11 protein-coding genes are annotated in these 15,899 nt (G+C 50.3%); all 11 read right to left on the reverse strand.

The features are described from left to right. Window positions 1–25: 25 nt before the first annotated feature. Window positions 26–2,320: an outer membrane protein assembly factor BamA gene (bamA, locus tag EYQ01_03520; protein ID HIE64883.1), complete on the reverse strand. Its 2,295-nt coding sequence runs from the start codon at window positions 2,318–2,320 to the stop codon at window positions 26–28. Window positions 2,321–2,601: 281 nt separating this feature from the next. Then, a complete protein-coding gene (locus EYQ01_03525) occupies window positions 2,602–3,852 on the reverse strand; it encodes a DEAD/DEAH box helicase (protein ID HIE64884.1) in 1,251 nt (416 codons plus the stop codon). A gap of 465 nt (window positions 3,853–4,317) precedes the next feature. After that, window positions 4,318–5,244, reverse strand: a complete 927-nt coding sequence (gene folP, locus EYQ01_03530; protein ID HIE64885.1) for a dihydropteroate synthase — start codon at window positions 5,242–5,244, stop codon at window positions 4,318–4,320. Between the two features lie 18 nt (window positions 5,245–5,262). Continuing rightward, window positions 5,263–7,107 (reverse strand): ATP-dependent metallopeptidase FtsH/Yme1/Tma family protein, encoded by a 1,845-nt coding sequence (locus EYQ01_03535; GenBank protein HIE64886.1) that lies wholly within the window; start codon window positions 7,105–7,107, stop codon window positions 5,263–5,265. A gap of 464 nt (window positions 7,108–7,571) precedes the next feature. After that, window positions 7,572–8,123, reverse strand: a complete 552-nt coding sequence (gene hpt, locus EYQ01_03540) for a hypoxanthine phosphoribosyltransferase (protein HIE64887.1) — start codon at window positions 8,121–8,123, stop codon at window positions 7,572–7,574. Continuing rightward, complete coding sequence (gene tilS, locus EYQ01_03545) at window positions 8,120–9,778, reverse strand: tRNA lysidine(34) synthetase TilS (protein ID HIE64888.1); 1,659 nt, start codon at window positions 9,776–9,778, stop codon at window positions 8,120–8,122. Before tilS ends, hpt begins: the two co-directional genes overlap by 4 nt. Window positions 9,779–9,809: 31 nt before the next feature. After that, a complete protein-coding gene (locus tag EYQ01_03550) occupies window positions 9,810–10,769 on the reverse strand; it encodes a bifunctional riboflavin kinase/FAD synthetase (GenBank protein HIE64889.1) in 960 nt (319 codons plus the stop codon). After that, complete coding sequence (gene hemB / locus EYQ01_03555; protein ID HIE64890.1) at window positions 10,766–11,752, reverse strand: porphobilinogen synthase; 987 nt, start codon at window positions 11,750–11,752, stop codon at window positions 10,766–10,768. Before hemB ends, EYQ01_03550 begins: the two co-directional genes overlap by 4 nt. 43 nt (window positions 11,753–11,795) lie before the next feature. Then, window positions 11,796–13,334 (reverse strand): uroporphyrinogen-III C-methyltransferase, encoded by a 1,539-nt coding sequence (gene cobA, locus EYQ01_03560; GenBank protein HIE64891.1) that lies wholly within the window; start codon window positions 13,332–13,334, stop codon window positions 11,796–11,798. A 323-nt stretch (window positions 13,335–13,657) separates the two neighbouring features. Further along, a complete protein-coding gene (locus EYQ01_03565; protein ID HIE64892.1) occupies window positions 13,658–14,227 on the reverse strand; it encodes a hypothetical protein in 570 nt (189 codons plus the stop codon). 232 nt (window positions 14,228–14,459) lie between these two features. After that, window positions 14,460–15,773, reverse strand: coding sequence for a ComEC/Rec2 family competence protein (locus tag EYQ01_03570; protein HIE64893.1), 1,314 nt, complete (start codon window positions 15,771–15,773; stop codon window positions 14,460–14,462). Window positions 15,774–15,899: the final 126 nt, after the last annotated feature.

Consider the following 15,899-nt stretch of genomic DNA (forward strand, 5'->3'; position numbering starts at 1 on the left):
GCCCTAACCTTCTCTCTTCCCCTTGTTAAAAAAGTGTCCCAATTGAAAATTCTACCGTCCGGGTCGGCTCGTCCGGTCTGGGGCTTAAATTCCAGCCCCACTCCAGCCTGAGCGGACCGACCGGCGAGATCCACCGGATTCCAAAACCCGCGGCCTTCCTCATCCCAGAAGAGTGAATAAGTTCATCATCGTCAAAGGCGGCACCATAATCATAGAAAAGAAGCGCCTTGATTTGTGCCTCTTTTACAATGGGGACCAGATACTCGACATTAAAGAAAAGGACTTTATTCCCTCCCAAAACCTCTCCAGTCCCAGGAACAGTGGGCCCGGCCTTTCCGAATTTAAACCCGCGAACCGTGTTGATCCCTCCGGTAAAAAACCGCTCTCCCACTGGCAGCACCTTGTCTTCTATCCCACTCGCATACCCAATACGCCCATGGAGAGAAAAGATATGATTCCACCAGAGCGGGAAGAATCGGCTTGAGTCTCCAATGATCTTAAGATAGGCATTGTCCCCTCCAAGGAAAGTTCCGGCATATTCCACGGTGACTGAATTTCGTGAACCGCTTTTCGGGTCAAAGGCAAAATCCCGCGTATCTCGCGTGAGAGAGAACCCGACCGCGCTTGTCAATGTTTTCCCCAGCAAGGCCTGCTCTTGAACCTGCAAGGGAACAATCGGATCGATAGTACCATCAGAAAGAAGCTGCAGGTCAGAGACCTGTAATTCTTCTGCAGTATAACTCACACTGGATCTGACATATTCTCCGAAAGATCGGCCCAGGATCAGATTACCCCCTATCCGCTTCTCCCGATAAGTGCCAAAACTTCTTTCCTGGTTAAAGAGATCGACCGTCCCTGAAAGATTCCGATCAAAGAGATAAGGTTCACGGAAGGTTAAACGATAGGTCGTCCTTCTTTTCCCTGTATCTACTTTAACCCTCAAGAGCTGTCCCTTGCCTAAAAAGTTCCCCAAGGTTACATCCATTGTGGCAATGAAACGATCTACGGAACTGTATCCGCCACCAATGCTGAAGGTGCCCGTCGGCTTCTCTTTCACCGTAACATCAAGGTCCACCCATCCTGGTTCGATCTGCTTTGGAACAATTTCGACATTTTCAAAGAAGTTTAAATTTTGCAAGCGCTGAAAACTCCGCCTCAACAACTTGGTATTGACCATCTCCTGCTCGTTGACTCGAATCTCTCTCCGAATAACCTTGTCGCGGGTTTTAGTATTTCCAGAAATATGGATCTCCCGAACTTTCGCACGGTCCCCTTCGCTCACCCTAAAAACAATATCAACAATATCTTCCCCCTGTCGGGCGTTCAATTGGGGGACAACATTTGCGTATATATAACCCTTCTCACCAAAGAGATCGACTATCCCCATAATATCCCGACGAAGCTGACCTCGGTTAAAGATTTCTCCCTTTTTTGTCACCGTTTTTTCGATTAAGGCCTTCTTTTCCAATATGGTGCTTCCTTCGTATTGAATGCCACCAACCGTGAATTGTTCCCCTTCTATGACGGGGATGACAATGTCAAACCACTCATTGTCATCGCTCAAAACAACCTGAGGCGCGTCCACCTGTATCTGAAGATAACCGTGATTTGCGTAATACGCTCTCACCCGCTCCACATCCGCCTCGAGGGCTTCCTTCTTGTAACGTCCCGATTCTGTCAACCACGAGGTCAGCCAAAAGTAAGTTGACGATTCCATGCCTTTTTTCAAAACCTTGTCCTTGAAGGCCTTGTTCCCTTCAAAACGAATCTTGCGGATGTAGGCCTGCTCCCCTTCTTCAATAAGAAAGGTTAGGACCGCCTGATTGTTCGCTAGGACTTGTGTAACCGGGGTAACTCTCGCATTGTAATATGCCTCAGATTCATAAATACCCTTCAACTTTCGAACATAGGACCGAATTGCCTCGGCATCGATAAAGGTTTCGGTTCGAATAGGGACTTTTTCTTCAAGCTGCTCTTTAGCAATGTTTTCATTCCCCTCATAAACAACATCAATCAGAAATGGTTTTTCATGGACGATAAAGAAGAGGGCAATCCCCCCTTCGAGTCCCTCCGACTCAACCTCGACATGATCAAAAAACCCAAGACGATAGATGCGGTCCACATCGTTCTTCACCGCTTCCGGAGAGAAAAAATCCCCCTCTTGAAGAGATAACCTGGACCGGATCGTTGTCCTGTCTATCTTATCGTTCCCCTTCACCTCGATCAACTTGATCTGGATCTCTTTTTCTTGCGCAAAAGCGATAGGAGAAAAGGTCACACAGATGAAGAGAAGAAGAGAAAAAGGGTTGAAATACTTCATCAATAGGACAACCTTCTCCCAAGCTCAAAATCTTTACATGCTATCATTTTAAAGGGTTTTTGTAAATACAAAATCAGCCCCCAAAAGGCCGCAAACGAGACCTAGGACAAAGGCTCAAGTCGATTGAGAGAACAGAAAATGGAGTCTGTCGGGATAATAGGTCGTCGCGAGGAAATCCGACTTATCGAAAATAGAAGCTTCGCTTTATTCCTTTAATCGCTCGCCAAATTCCGTTCTTATCAGGGTGGGGTTTGCACTCTCTATACATGTTCAGGATTCGCTTATTTTTTCTGGAATTTTTGTCGCGTGGCTCTTCCCTTTCCCACGGAGGCAGGGGAAGGTCTGAACGATTTCCTTTGGCGGCGAAACGGTTTTGGGCGGATAAACAAGTCATCCTCTGCCCATTCCACCGGGATCTTGTGTCCTATATATGCCTCGATCTCCTCAAGGCCCATCACATATTCCTCATCCGCCAGACAGATCGCCTTACCCCTCGCGCCCGCCCGCGCTGTTCGGCCAATCCGGTGGACATAAGCCTCCCGGTCCTGAGGAAGATCATAGTTGAATACAAGATCTACCCCCTCGATATGTAAGCCTCTCGATGCAACATCCGTGGCAACCAAAATAGAAACCTCTCGCGCCTTGAACCGCTCCAGAGCACGCATCCTCTGTTTTTGGGGGAGATCCCCCGTGATCGCCTTCGCCTGATAGCCTTGCACAACCAATCGTTCAGAAAGGGTCTCGCCCTGATGTTTTGTATTCACAAAGATCAAAACCCGTTCCCATTCCTCCTTCTTCAGAAGGCCGAGAAGCAGCGAGAACTTCACGGCACGCTCAACATGAAAAAGGACCTGTTCGACCTTTTCAGCGGTAACCTGCTCGGGAGTCACCGCAATCTTTACCGGGTTATTCATATGTTCATAAGCCATTTCCATCACCCGATGGCTCAGGGTTGCAGAAAAAAGCATCGACTGACGGTGATTATAAGGGGGGAGTCGGCGCATCAGGTAGCGGAGGTCGGCAATAAACCCCATGTCAAACATCCGGTCTGCTTCATCAATAACCATGACCTCCGCCTGCTTCAGGGTGTAAACCTTCTGTTTAAAGTAGTCGATGAGCCGACCTGGCGTCCCGATAAGAAGGTCCACCCCTTCGCTTAATTCCAAGCGCTGTTTCTGGTAATCAATCCCGCCATAGACCGCCAAGATCTTGAATGGGGTTCCCACACCCAGAATCTTCGCTTCTTCCATAATCTGTACAACCAGCTCTCTTGTCGGGGCGATCACGATTGCTCTGGGGGATGAAACTTTGGAACGGGGAGGTGGAGTGGCATTCAATAGACGTGTAAACAAGGCGATTAGAAAAGCGCCCGTTTTTCCGGTCCCGGTCTGGGCCTGTCCGGCAACATCCTTTCCAGCCAAGGTGAGAGGAAGGGTCTCCTCTTGAATCGGCGTGCAGACTTTAAAACCAAGTTTTTCAATCCCCTCAAGAACAGCCGGAGGAATCGGTAACATTCGAAATTCGGTTGACATATGAGGGCCATAGTACTCGGCAACGGCTTTAAAAGCAAATTTATCTCGAAATCAGGGCATGATCAAATGGGAAAAAGGGGGCGTTTGTTGTTTCCTGATGTGCAGATTTCTTCTATTTTATGGTAGACTTTGCCTCCTGAACGCGGAGACCGGCCATGCGGCTCGTGATCATTTTATTCATTTTTGGATCGATTACTGCGATCATTGCGAGAAGCAAGGGGCGTGATTTATTTCTTTGGTGGTTTTACGGTATCTTACTCTTCCCCTTCGCGCTTATTCACGCGATCATTCTCCAGAATAACACCGAAATACGAGACCCAATTCAGCGGAGACAGGGCCTCATAAAGTGCCCACACTGCGCGGAAATGATCAAGCTGGACGCGAAACAATGTCAATTTTGCGGTCGTAAAATCAATATCATTGATGTGTAAAAACCCGCTTAAGCGGAACGACTTCCCTGCTCAGTCAGCAGCTTATCCGCATCTTCCTGATTGCATCGGCCATACGGACCACACGCACAAGAACAGAAATGTCGTGGACCCTCAAGATATGCGCACCACCGAAAACAGAAATGGCAGCAGCAGCAGCAGTGCCCTCCAGCCGTTCTGATGGCGGAAGGTTCAAAACCTCCCCAATAAATGATTTCCGCGAAGGACCCAGCAATACCGGAACCCCCAGAGCAGAAAAGCAATCAAGGTGATGGATGATCTGCAAGTTATGTTTGACCGTCTTACCGAATCCGATTCCTGGATCAATGGCAATCCTGTTCCGTGGAATCCGATACCCTGATGCCTTTTTGACCCGCGCATTCAAAAATCCAAAAATTTCATCAATCAGATCACGATAATGCGGACGGCGTTGCATCGTTCGTGGCTTCCCTTTTGAGTGCATGATCACCAGACCGGCCCGGCTCTCTGCCGCGACAGAAAACATCTCCGGATCCCGTGTAAAACCACTCACATCATTAATAATCGAGACGCCCGAATCCACCGCACACCTTGCAAGTGCGGCCTTCGTGGTATCAATTGAAAGCGGAATCCGGAGCCGTGCAGTAAGCCCTTCTATAACGGGAATAACCCGCTGGCACTCCTCTTGAAGAGAAACAGGCGATGATCCCGGGCGTGTCGATTCCCCTCCGATATCAATAATGTCAGCACCCTCTTCTTCCATCTGAAGGGCGCGATCAATCGCTTTTGATCGACTGTCAAAAAGGCCACCATCTGAAAAGGAATCCGGAGTCACATTCAGGATTCCCATAATAAGCGGGTGTTTCCTGTAGTTTAAGCGATATTTTCCACAATGCCACAGGCCGGATGCTCTTCGAGGGATAAAAGAAGAAAAGGCCCCTTTTTTAAAAGGGGCCTTTTCTTCTTTAGAAATAATACGACGCATCGACGAGCGGTCAATCGATCAAGCGGGAACGGGCGCTGGGGTGGGGAGCGGCCCAGCAGAAGCCGGCGGCGGGGAAGGAGGATGCACGATCATTTCAATCTCCTTCGCATTCAGGGATTCCTTTTCCAGCAATGCCTCGGCAAGGGCCCTCAGCGTCTTCATATTCTTTGTGATCAGGTCCTTGGCTCTCTCGTAATTCTCGGTAACGAGCCGTCTGACCTCCTTATCAATTTCAATCGCAGTATGCTCGGAGTAATCTTTGTGCTGGGAAATCTCCCTGCCCAGGAAGATCTCCTGCTCCTTCTTGCCGAAACTCAGGGGCCCCAGTTTTTCGCTCATCCCCCATTCACACACCATTTTTCTTGCCAGCTCGGTTGCTTTTTCAATATCGTTTCCGGCACCGGTCGTAATATGTTTCAGCACCAGCTCTTCCGCAACACGCCCTCCCATCATGATCGCAATGTTGTTATAAAGAAACTCCTTGTGGTAACTATAACGGTCATCCGTCGGCAACTGCATCGTGACACCAAGAGCCCGCCCACGGGGAATGATCGTCACCTTATGAATCGGATCTGTCCCCGGAAGGAGCTTGGCCACCAGCGTATGTCCAGCCTCATGATATGCGGTCGTTTTTTTCTCCTCCTCCGAGATTGACATGCTTTTCCGTTCGACCCCCATCAAGACCTTGTCCTTTGCAGCCTCAATATCGTCCATTTCGACCGTCTTTTTATCCAGTCGAGCAGCCAACAACGCCGCTTCATTGACCAGATTCTCTAGATCGGCCCCTGTGAACCCCGGCGTACTCCTGGCGATGAGTTTGAGCTCGACATTCTTGTCCATTGGGATCTTCCGGGTATGCACCTTTAATATCTCATGCCTTCCCCTTAAGTCAGGACGGCTGACCGTGATTTGGCGGTCAAACCGGCCCGGCCGCAAGAGTGCGGGATCAAGAACATCAGGCCGGTTTGTGGCAGCAATGAGAATAACCCCTTCTGTCGTCTCAAAGCCATCCATCTCGACCAGGAGTTGGTTCAGGGTCTGCTCCCGCTCATCGTGTCCGCCGCCTAACCCGGCTCCTCGATGTCGTCCGACCGCATCTATTTCATCTATAAAAATAATACACGGAGCATTTTTCTTCCCCTGTTCAAAGAGGTCCCGGACACGGGAGGCCCCGACCCCTACAAACATCTCGACAAAATCAGAACCCGAGATGGAGAAAAAGGGGGCATCCGCCTCCCCTGCAATCGCTTTGGCAAGAAGGGTCTTCCCCGTTCCGGGAGGACCGATGATCAACACGCCCTTTGGAATCCGTCCACCCAGCTTTTGAAACTTGGGGGGGTCTTTCAAGAATTCAATAATTTCTTCCACCTCGACCTTGGCTTCCTCAATCCCGGCAACATCCGCAAAGGTAATCTTCTTTTTCTCCTCAGAGAGGAGACGCGCACGGCTCTTCCCGAACGACATGGCCTTATTCCCACCCATTTGCATTTGGCGCATAAAAAAGACCCACAGACCAATGAAGAGGATGAAGGGACCCCACGTCATCAGGAAAGTCATATACCAGGGTGGAAGTTCCGGCGGCTTTGCAGAAATCCGAACATTTTCTTTCCGGAGTATCGAGACCAGATCAGGAAAGTCGGTCATATAAGTCTTAAACTTGGTCCCGTCTTTAAGGATGCCGCTGATGAAATTCTCTTTAATCGTGACCTCTGAAACTTCACTCTTCTCTACTTTTGACATGAAGTCAGAAAAGATAATTTCATCCTCTATCGGCCGGGATGGCGCTTGAAAGAGGTTAAAGAGCAGGATCATAAAAAGCCCCACAACAACCCACAGGGCCAGATTTTTCACACGAGGGTTCATCTAAAATCCTCCAAAAAACTTTGATCTTATCTGCATATTAACATATTTCCTTTCGGCTTGACAATTATATCGCTTGACACAATCGTATATGATGAGACCATAAGCCCTTTCCATCAATTTTTAATTGCTTTAATCCTGACAATTTATGCTTAATCACCTAGAGAGAGAACACCATCCCACCTTCTAAATATAAGCGATCAATCAATCAATTTCAAGGACGGACCCATGGAACCCTATCGGAGAAATGAGGGTTCTACTGCGGTGATCGCAAATAGGCCCACTTTTGTAGGTGATTTTCGTTAAATAGCTGAGCTATTCGCCTCAAATCATCCCTTAACTTGTCTCTACTTTCCATTCACCTCGCTACGACCCTATTTCTACGACAGGCTCCTAGAACCGGTTCTACTTTTTTCGCCATTCCCCCGCCCTCGCAGCAATCGAAGTCGAGCAAGTGCTCTGAATCGTCATGTTTTTTTAGTACGTTCGCCCATCTTATCCAGGACAGCGATATAGGGGAGGTTACGATATTTATTTTCAAAATCAAGCCCATACCCAACAACGTACTGATCCGGGATAACGAATCCTACATAATCAATGGTCACATCAACCTCCCGCCTCCTGGGTTTGTCAAGTAAGGTGCAGCACTTGATCGACCTCGGCTTTCGTGCCATCATTTTCTTCTTCAGGAAGGTCAGTGTCGCACCCGAATCAACAATATCTTCAACCAGCAAAACATCCTGACCTGATAAATCTTTTGCAATATCTGAGATAATCTTTACACTTCTCGTGCTTTTCCCCTTCGCCCCGGAGCGTGAAACGATGAGAAAATCAACATGTAGGGGAAGACGAACCGCCCGTGTGAGATCGGAAAAAAAAGCAAAAGCCCCTTTCAGGACGCCCACCATCAGAAGATTCTTGTCGGTATAATCCGTCGTGATCTGCTGGCCGAGTGTTTTAATGCGCTTCCGCATCTCTTCCTGCGTAATAATGGGCTTGCCAAAAATCTTCCCCCTCATCCACTCTCCTCAAAAAAGGCCCTAGCGACCTTCTGATCGTTCTCCTGAACCTCCACGACCAAGGTTCGCTTCGTTTGATCGCTCGGTTGGAACCGCTCATCGGTTCGAAGCCCAATCACCCATAAAATCCCATTCGCACAGACAAGAAGCGGTCTTCGGTCTCTCTCGGATCTCCCGATCTTGATATCTACAAAAAAATCCTGCAATTTCTTATGGTGTCCCTTCATCCCCTTTGGAATAAAGCGGTCTCCCGGCTTCCATCCCCTGATGGATAAAGGATAACAGAGTTTATCAAAATCAAAAGAAGCGATGCAAGAAGAAAACAAATGGTGGGCACCGCGGTACACTGAAACCTGCACCCTTAACCCCCAATCAGCAAGTTCGAGCGTGGTCTTGTCCCCGCAAGATAGGACCTCCGGAAGCGCCGCCTCTTTTCGAAGGAGAAGGCCTCTTGATCCCTTAAACCGCTTCTTACTCTTCTCCCTGCGTGCAACAGGAAAGGTCATTCGCTCCAGATGGAGATGGGAATATTCTTTTTTCACCCGTACAGAATGAGGGAGAAAAAAATATTTTCCCGTTTGACCGGGAACAACCCGCTTCATAATGGTTTCAATATGGTGAAACCCGATTCCCCGCAATCCGGGATGCAGCCTTTCAATCCCCCATCGAAGGACCCTCCTTTGTAGTGCCAAATGGAGGGCCTGGAAGGGCTTCAGGTCAATAATGACAGACGACTCATTCGTTTTGACCACCCTGGAGACCGTTTCCCTGAGAGCGTGTTCAATAAAATCGTCTTCTTCCCGAAGGAGATCTGCTTCCCGGCAGAAGGCCTCTTTGACCCTGGGGTTATACTGTTCGAGGACAGGAAACAGCGCATGGCGAATCTGATTGCGAAGGTAAACCGATTGCAGATTAGACGAATCTTCTACATATGAGATCTTCTCTTTGTTCAGCTCTCTGAGGATCTCTTCCCGGGTAATCCCCAGGAGAGGACGGATGATCCGCGTTTCTTCCAGCCCCTCTCCCCTCGCTTCCCTCATTTCAGGAATTCCCTTCAGCCCCCGCATCCCTGTCCCCCTGAGGAGTCGCATCAGGAAGGTTTCCGCCTGATCATCTGCGGTATGGCCCAGGGCGATCCAGGACGCGCCAAGCTCCCGGGCCACCTCCTTTAAAAACTGGTATCGAACGGTCCTGGCCCCCTCTTGTTTAGAGAGACCCCTGTCCCTGCAAATCTGCATGACGGGTCGTCGGGAAGAGGTCAGTGGGATTCCCCAGGAACGGACAAGGCCTTCAACAAAATCGGCCTCTGCCTTCGCTTCAGGCCGGAAGCCATGGTTCAAATGGGCAACATGGAGAGATAAAGAAAGGTTCAGGGCCTGCCGCTTTAACAGGTAGAGGAGGCAGACTGAATCACAGCCCCCCGAAACAGCAACGACCACCTTATCCCCTGATTTAAAAGGAATTCGGTTGATCGAACGCATCCACTTCTGATGAATCGGATCTATGGATCGGTGAGGGTAACTATCCTCCATGCTCCTCTTTTCACCTACATATTGGGATGGGCTTCGTTGCTGTGGTGTTCGGATCCTCGCGTACTGACATACGCTGCGGGCTCTCCGCTCCTCGCGCCTTGCCCTTGAGAAGAATCCAAGCATGCTGAATCGTTACCAGTGCGGTATTGTTGGGTTACACAAGCGAGGGGGTCGGTCCTTTTTCTTTCAAGATCAATTTGGCCTTTTCAATGTCTTCACCGATCTGCCGGATCAGTGCGGCTTCGTCAGGGAATTTGGCGTCCTCCCGGATCCACTCAACAAAGCTCACGAGAAGCCTTCTCCCGTAAATATCCTCCTCAAAGTCGAAGAGATGGACCTCCATCTGGACTTCTTTCTTTTCGAAGGTCGGTTTTGAACCAATGTAGACAATGCCGTCAAAAACCTTAACGCCTTCCGTTTTGAGAAGGGAAATGCGGGCCGCGTAAATGCCCTCCCCGGGAACCAGTTCATTCGGAAGGCGAAAATTGGCGGTCGGATACCCCAGGGCTTTTCCCATCCCATCTCCATGTAAGACCTTGCCTTCCATTTCATAATAGCGGCCCAGCATCTTCCCGGCCAGTCCGACATCTCCCTCCTGGACCAGTTGACGAATTCTGGAGGAGCTTACGACTAATTCATCCACCCAGACGGGTTCAGGCAGAATTACTTTAAAACCAAACTCCTGCCCGAAACGAATAAGATCGTCCAAAGTCCCGACCCTGTCTTTTCCGAACCTGAAATTTTTTCCGACGACAACCTCCTTGCATCCAATCTTATCATGGAGGTAGTTTTTCGCGAACTCATAAGGGGTCTGCCCGGAGAAGGCCTTGTTGAACTCGGCCGTGAAGCACACATCAATCCCGGTGGATTCTATCAAGCGGACTTTAATCTGAAAGGTATTCAGTAGCTTAAAATCGCGTTCGGGATGTAAGGCCTTGAAAGGGTGAGGCTCAAAGGTGAGGACAACGGCAGTTCCATTATTTTTTCTGGCCCGCTGGAGGGTCTGCGAGAGAATGGCCTGGTGACCGCGATGGAGGCCATCGAAATTTCCGATCGCCACAACCGGATAGGCCTTCACCGGCTTGATATTGGCTGTGCCAATCCACAGTTTCATCCTGCCGGTCCTTCAAGTCCCATGCGCGCAAATTCTTTTGCAAAATACGTCAGGATCATATCCGCGCCGGCCCGTCTGATGGAGAGTAGTGATTCGGACATGGCCCGGGTCTCATCAAGCCAGCCCTTCGCGGCTGCCGCCTTGATCATCGCATACTCTCCGCTGACCTGGTAGGCGGCAAGAGGAACATTAAATGCTTCCTTCACATCGCGGATGATATCCAAAAAGGGGAGGGCCGGTTTGACCATGACGATATCGGCGCCCTCTTCAATATCCAGAGCGACTTCATTGAGCGCCTCACGGCGATTTGCCACATCCATCTGGTAGGTCTTGCGGTCTCCGAATTGTGGCGACGAATCGGCCGCATCCCGAAAAGGGGCATAAAAACAGGAGGAGTATTTTGCGGCATAAGCGAGGATCGAGACCCCTTCATATCCGTTTTCGTCCAGCCCGCTTCGAATGGCCCCGACACGTCCGTCCATCATGTCTGAAGGAGCAACCAGGTCGGCACCCGCCTCGACATGGGTGATCGCCATTTCCGTCAGGACTTCCAAGGTCTCATCATTCAGGATTTTTCCATCTTTAACCAATCCGCAATGTCCATGGGAGGTATATTCATCGATGCAGACATCGGTCATCACCAGAAGGTCCGGAGTCTGGTCTTTAATCGCGCGGACAGCCCGCTGAACGATACCATCTGGCGCGATGCCTTCCGAACCGATTTCGTCCTTGACCTTGGGAATCCCGAAAAGCATCACCCCTGGAATCCCAAGCCGATGGGCCTCTGCCGTCTCTTGTAAGAGCGCAGAAATCGTGAGGCGGTACTGCCCCGGCATGGATTGAATTTCGGTCTTTCCATCCTTTCCATGCATCACGAAAAGGGGTAGGATCAGATGATCAGCAGAGAGGGAGGTCTCGCGAACAAGACGGCGGATCGCCCTGTTTTGTCTCAGTCTCCTGGGACGATGAATCGGAAATGCCACAACATTTTCCTCATAATATTTTTTCTTAAAAAAGAGGGTCAGTCTACTCTTTTTTCCTGTAATAGTCCACCATGGACGCCGCCAGATCCGGGAAGGTATACTTTTTTGGAATGATATCCACCCTGAGCCCGAATTCTCGTGCCGTTCCGGCTGTGATCGGTCCGATACAAGCGATCACACGCGCTTTCATCCATGTCCGCACCTTTTCTTCTCCAATGATCTCCATGAAATTTCTCAGGGTGGAGGAACTGGCAAAGGTCACCACATCAATCCTTTTTTTCGTCATCAGCGATTCGATCTGTTTCACGTCATACGCTGGCCGAAAGGCCTGATATGCCGGGGCGACGCAGACCTCTCCTCCTCGCTTTTTTATTTCATCCGGAAGGATCTCCCGCGCCTCCGCGGCCCGCGGGATCAAGAAGCGCCGACTCCGTATGCCGGCCTTCTCCAGTACATCAAGAACCCCTTCCGCCTTAAACTCCGCAGGGACCAGGTCAACCCGCAACCCCCAGGCCTCAATCTCCTGAGCCGTCCGGGGACCAATCGCACACAGCGTAATCCCCTTCAATAACCGAAGATCTTCACCAAGATCATAAAGCCGCTTCCTGAAGGCGCGGACACCGTTGACAGAGGTAAAGATGATCGTATCATAGGTCTCCAGTTCACGAATCGCGGCGTCGAGTTCCGTCCAACGCGGTGGCGGGACGATTTGGAGGGTCGGGAAGGGGACCACCTCTGCCCCGCAGGCAGTGAGAAGGTCATTAAATTCAATGGCCTGGTCTTTCGCGCGTGTAATCAGAACGCGCTTTCCAAAAAGGGGACGGGATTCATACCAATTCAGGTGGGCACGGAGGGCGACGACTTTCCCGATGACCATCACCACAGGCGGTTTCAAACCTTCTTCAGCCATCCTGGCGACGATCGTCTCAAGCGTCCCTACCACGGTCCTCTGGGAAGGGGTGCTCCCCCATTGGATCAGGGCAATCGGGGTATCAGGGGGCCTTCCATGATCGACCAGTTTCGCGATGATCGCAGGAAGGTTTCCCATCCCCATTAAGACCACCAGGGTATCCGGACTTGTGGCCAATGCCGCCCAGTTGAGGGCGCTTCCCCCTTTGTGCGGGTCTTCATGCCCGGTGATAAAAGCGACGCTGGAGGCCACCTCCCGATGGGTCAGCGAAATACCAGCATAGGCCGGTACAGCGATTGCGGAACTCACTCCTGGAACAATCTCAAAAGGAATTCCGGCGCTCACCAGCGCCTCTGCCTCTTCACCTCCTCTTCCGAAGATAAAGGGATCTCCCCCTTTGAGGCGAACAACCTGCCTTCCGGCCTGAGCCGCTTCAATCATCAGGCTATTGATCTTCTCCTGATGAGAGATGCTTCGCGAGCCCCCCTTTTTTCCAACATAGATCTTCTCTGCCCCCTCCTTCAGGAAATCGAGTAGCTTGGGATTGGCCAGATAATCGTAAATGACCGTATCGGCCTCCGCCAACAACTCCTTCCCGCGAAGGGTGATCAACTTCGGATCACCCGGCCCCGCGCCAACCAGAGAAACCTTTCCAATCTCTTCCCCCAACAAGTACTCCCTTCACACTGCTGTAAGGTCAATGGCAATACACATAAGCCCTCGCAGGATATCGGTCTTTCCCGGAGTTTTCAATAAAAATAGGATTGGAATGAGTTGATTCTACACGGAACGATCCCTGTCTACAAGGCAATGCGCCCCAAGATACGAGATCGGATCTTGGGGTCTGTCGGAGAAATAGGGTTGTCACGAGGTGAATGGAAAACAGAGACAAGTTTTTAGGTTATTTGAGGCGATTAGCACAGAAAACGAACAAGATCAGCGGCAAGTCTCGTAGATTGTCTGAGTCAAATCGACAAAAAGGATCAACCACCCATCTATGCAGCTCTCCTCTGTACATCCTCCTCGTGGTGTCGCTCCTCATCATGCAGAAAGGAGATGACTTCCTGCCGGCAGACGGGACAATACAACCTGCAGGCGGAACAATATGAGAAAAAAAGGAGAGAGGAGATGATCATTAAAAAACCCCCGGACAGAAGGAAGTAAAAAGGCCTCCAATTGGAAAAAAAGAGGGAGAGCTGACTCGGTCCGGTCATAAGGGCAATACTACTGGGCACGGGATAAGACCCTCCAGAGATTCGACTATCCATTCTTCTCTCCAGGAGAATGATCATTTGGATAATTTCCTCGCGATTCAGGTTCAGCCGGTCCAGCTCTTTCCAAAAATCCCGGAGTTTGAGATTCTCCAGATAATCGATATAGCCTGCATAATGCCCTGCCTCCATATCAATATTTTGACCCAAGCGGTTATAAAGGAGAGGAACCTCTCCACGACCCTCAGGATTGCGCGAAAAATCGGCTGCCTCAGCAACGCTGCTCCAAAAAGCCATAATGATGACCAGATAAAGCAGAAGACCCATCCTCTTCGAGACCACGCTAAGCATCATCAACCCTCCTGGCGGAACAACCTCTTCATGATCAAGTGAATGAGCAAATACAATGCCTTGTTTCCCGACGATCCCCTTTTTATTTACTTGTATTTTCAGTCAGTTAGTAGGAGGTCTATTTAACAGCCGTGGAAAATATCCACACACTGTGAAAAAAACAAACACCCAGCTTGGACTAAATGACTGAGGAATCCCGCCCGGGAAGGACTGGGATTCCGATCGCTATGCGTGTTCAGTCCAGGAAGGAGGGAATAAATACCTTGCGAAGATTACGCCATTCCTGTCGGCCTGGATTATCGCCCCAGGAGATCTTCTCGATCGTGAGCGCACGATACGATTGAATCTTCACGCCCTGAGATCCTCCCGCAGATGCTCGCTTCACCTCAACAATGAGCGCCCCGTCCTCATCGGTCCTGTAGACCTGAATATCCCGATTCCCATATTCAGAAACAATTTTCGGATGAGGGTGCCCGTAGCGGTTTCGGCTTCCGACCGAGATCACCGCCACTCGGGGTCGTACCGCCGAAACAAACGAAGGCGTGGAGGAACTTCGGCTTCCATGATGCGGGACTTTCAGAAATGTACTCCTTAGTTCAAGGCCGCCTTCGACAAGGTCTCGCTCCACCTCCCGTTCAATATCTCCGGTCAGCAGGAAGGAGACCCCTTCACGGCCGAACCCAGGACAGGCAAGACGGAAGACTATGGAATAATCGTTCAGGTTATCTCCTTTTCTAAAAGTCTTCTCTGAAGAGGGATTCAGGAAAACAATACGGCAACCGTCAATCTCCATCGGGGGATGATCCTCGGAGATCGCTCGAACGGTGATCCTCTTTTCTTTCACCAACGCTGTAATTTCCCTGAAGAAAGAACTCTCCCTTGCAATACCGTCTGTCCAGACCTCGCCGATCTTAAACTTCCTCAGAAGATAGGGGAAACCGCCCATATGATCTATCTGAGGGTGCGTACCGACAAGGAAATCTATCGTTCGGATTCCACGCTCCCAAAGATAGGGGGCAATGGCCGAACGACCTGTACGGCGGGGACCCCCGTCAATCAGCATGGTAAGCCCTTTAGGAAACTCAATAAGTGTCGCATCTCCCTGACCGACATCGAGAAAGGTTACACGAAGTTTTTCCGGAGCGAGACGCATCCCTCCCCATCCCAGGAAGAAGAGAAAAAAGCCGGCCACCAGGCACAGCAACCGCCGCCATGGGGCGCCCCTGACCAGGAAGGTAAAAAGAAAACCATAAAAAAGAACGAGAGAAAAGAGGGGCGGAGAGGCAAAATGAAGGCCGGCTCCAGGGAAACTTGAGAAGAACGCCGCGCCCTGATAATAGAATGATCCAATCCATTGATGGAGAGAGGGGAAGGGAAATCCCTGCTCAAGAAAGAGTGAGAACAGGGACGAGATCAGGCCAAAGGGCACCATGATCCACCCGGCAAAGGGGACAATGACGAGGTTTGCCAGGAATCCAACACAACTGAGTTGATGGAAATAGTAGAGCGTCAGCGGTGCGGTTCCAAGCGTCGCTCCGAGCGTCGACAAGAAGATAAGTCGCCCTGTCTTGATGAGGCGGCTCTTTTTTTCAAGACCAACGGTAATCCCCCCATTAATAATGGTTCACAGAAGTAGAGCCTGTGTTGCCAGCGTCAATTTTTGATAGGGTGTAAT

The sequence above is a fragment of the Candidatus Manganitrophaceae bacterium genome (assembly GCA_012960925.1).
Classification (GTDB): Bacteria; Nitrospirota; Nitrospiria; order SBBL01; family JAADHI01; genus DUAG01.

Coding starts and splice junctions, on each gene's coding strand:
- folP (HIE64885.1), bottom strand. CDS start 5,244: ATGCGTCGTATTATTTCTAAAGAAGAAAAGGCCCCTTTTAAAAAAGGG.
- EYQ01_03535 (HIE64886.1), bottom strand. CDS start 7,107: ATGAACCCTCGTGTGAAAAATCTGGCCCTGTGGGTTGTTGTGGGGCTT.
- EYQ01_03565 (HIE64892.1), bottom strand. CDS start 14,227: ATGATGCTTAGCGTGGTCTCGAAGAGGATGGGTCTTCTGCTTTATCTG.
- hpt (HIE64887.1), bottom strand. CDS start 8,123: ATGAGGGGGAAGATTTTTGGCAAGCCCATTATTACGCAGGAAGAGATG.
- bamA (HIE64883.1), bottom strand. CDS start 2,320: ATGAAGTATTTCAACCCTTTTTCTCTTCTTCTCTTCATCTGTGTGACC.
- EYQ01_03525 (HIE64884.1), bottom strand. CDS start 3,852: ATGTCAACCGAATTTCGAATGTTACCGATTCCTCCGGCTGTTCTTGAG.
- tilS (HIE64888.1), bottom strand. CDS start 9,778: ATGCTTGGATTCTTCTCAAGGGCAAGGCGCGAGGAGCGGAGAGCCCGC.
- EYQ01_03550 (HIE64889.1), bottom strand. CDS start 10,769: ATGAAACTGTGGATTGGCACAGCCAATATCAAGCCGGTGAAGGCCTAT.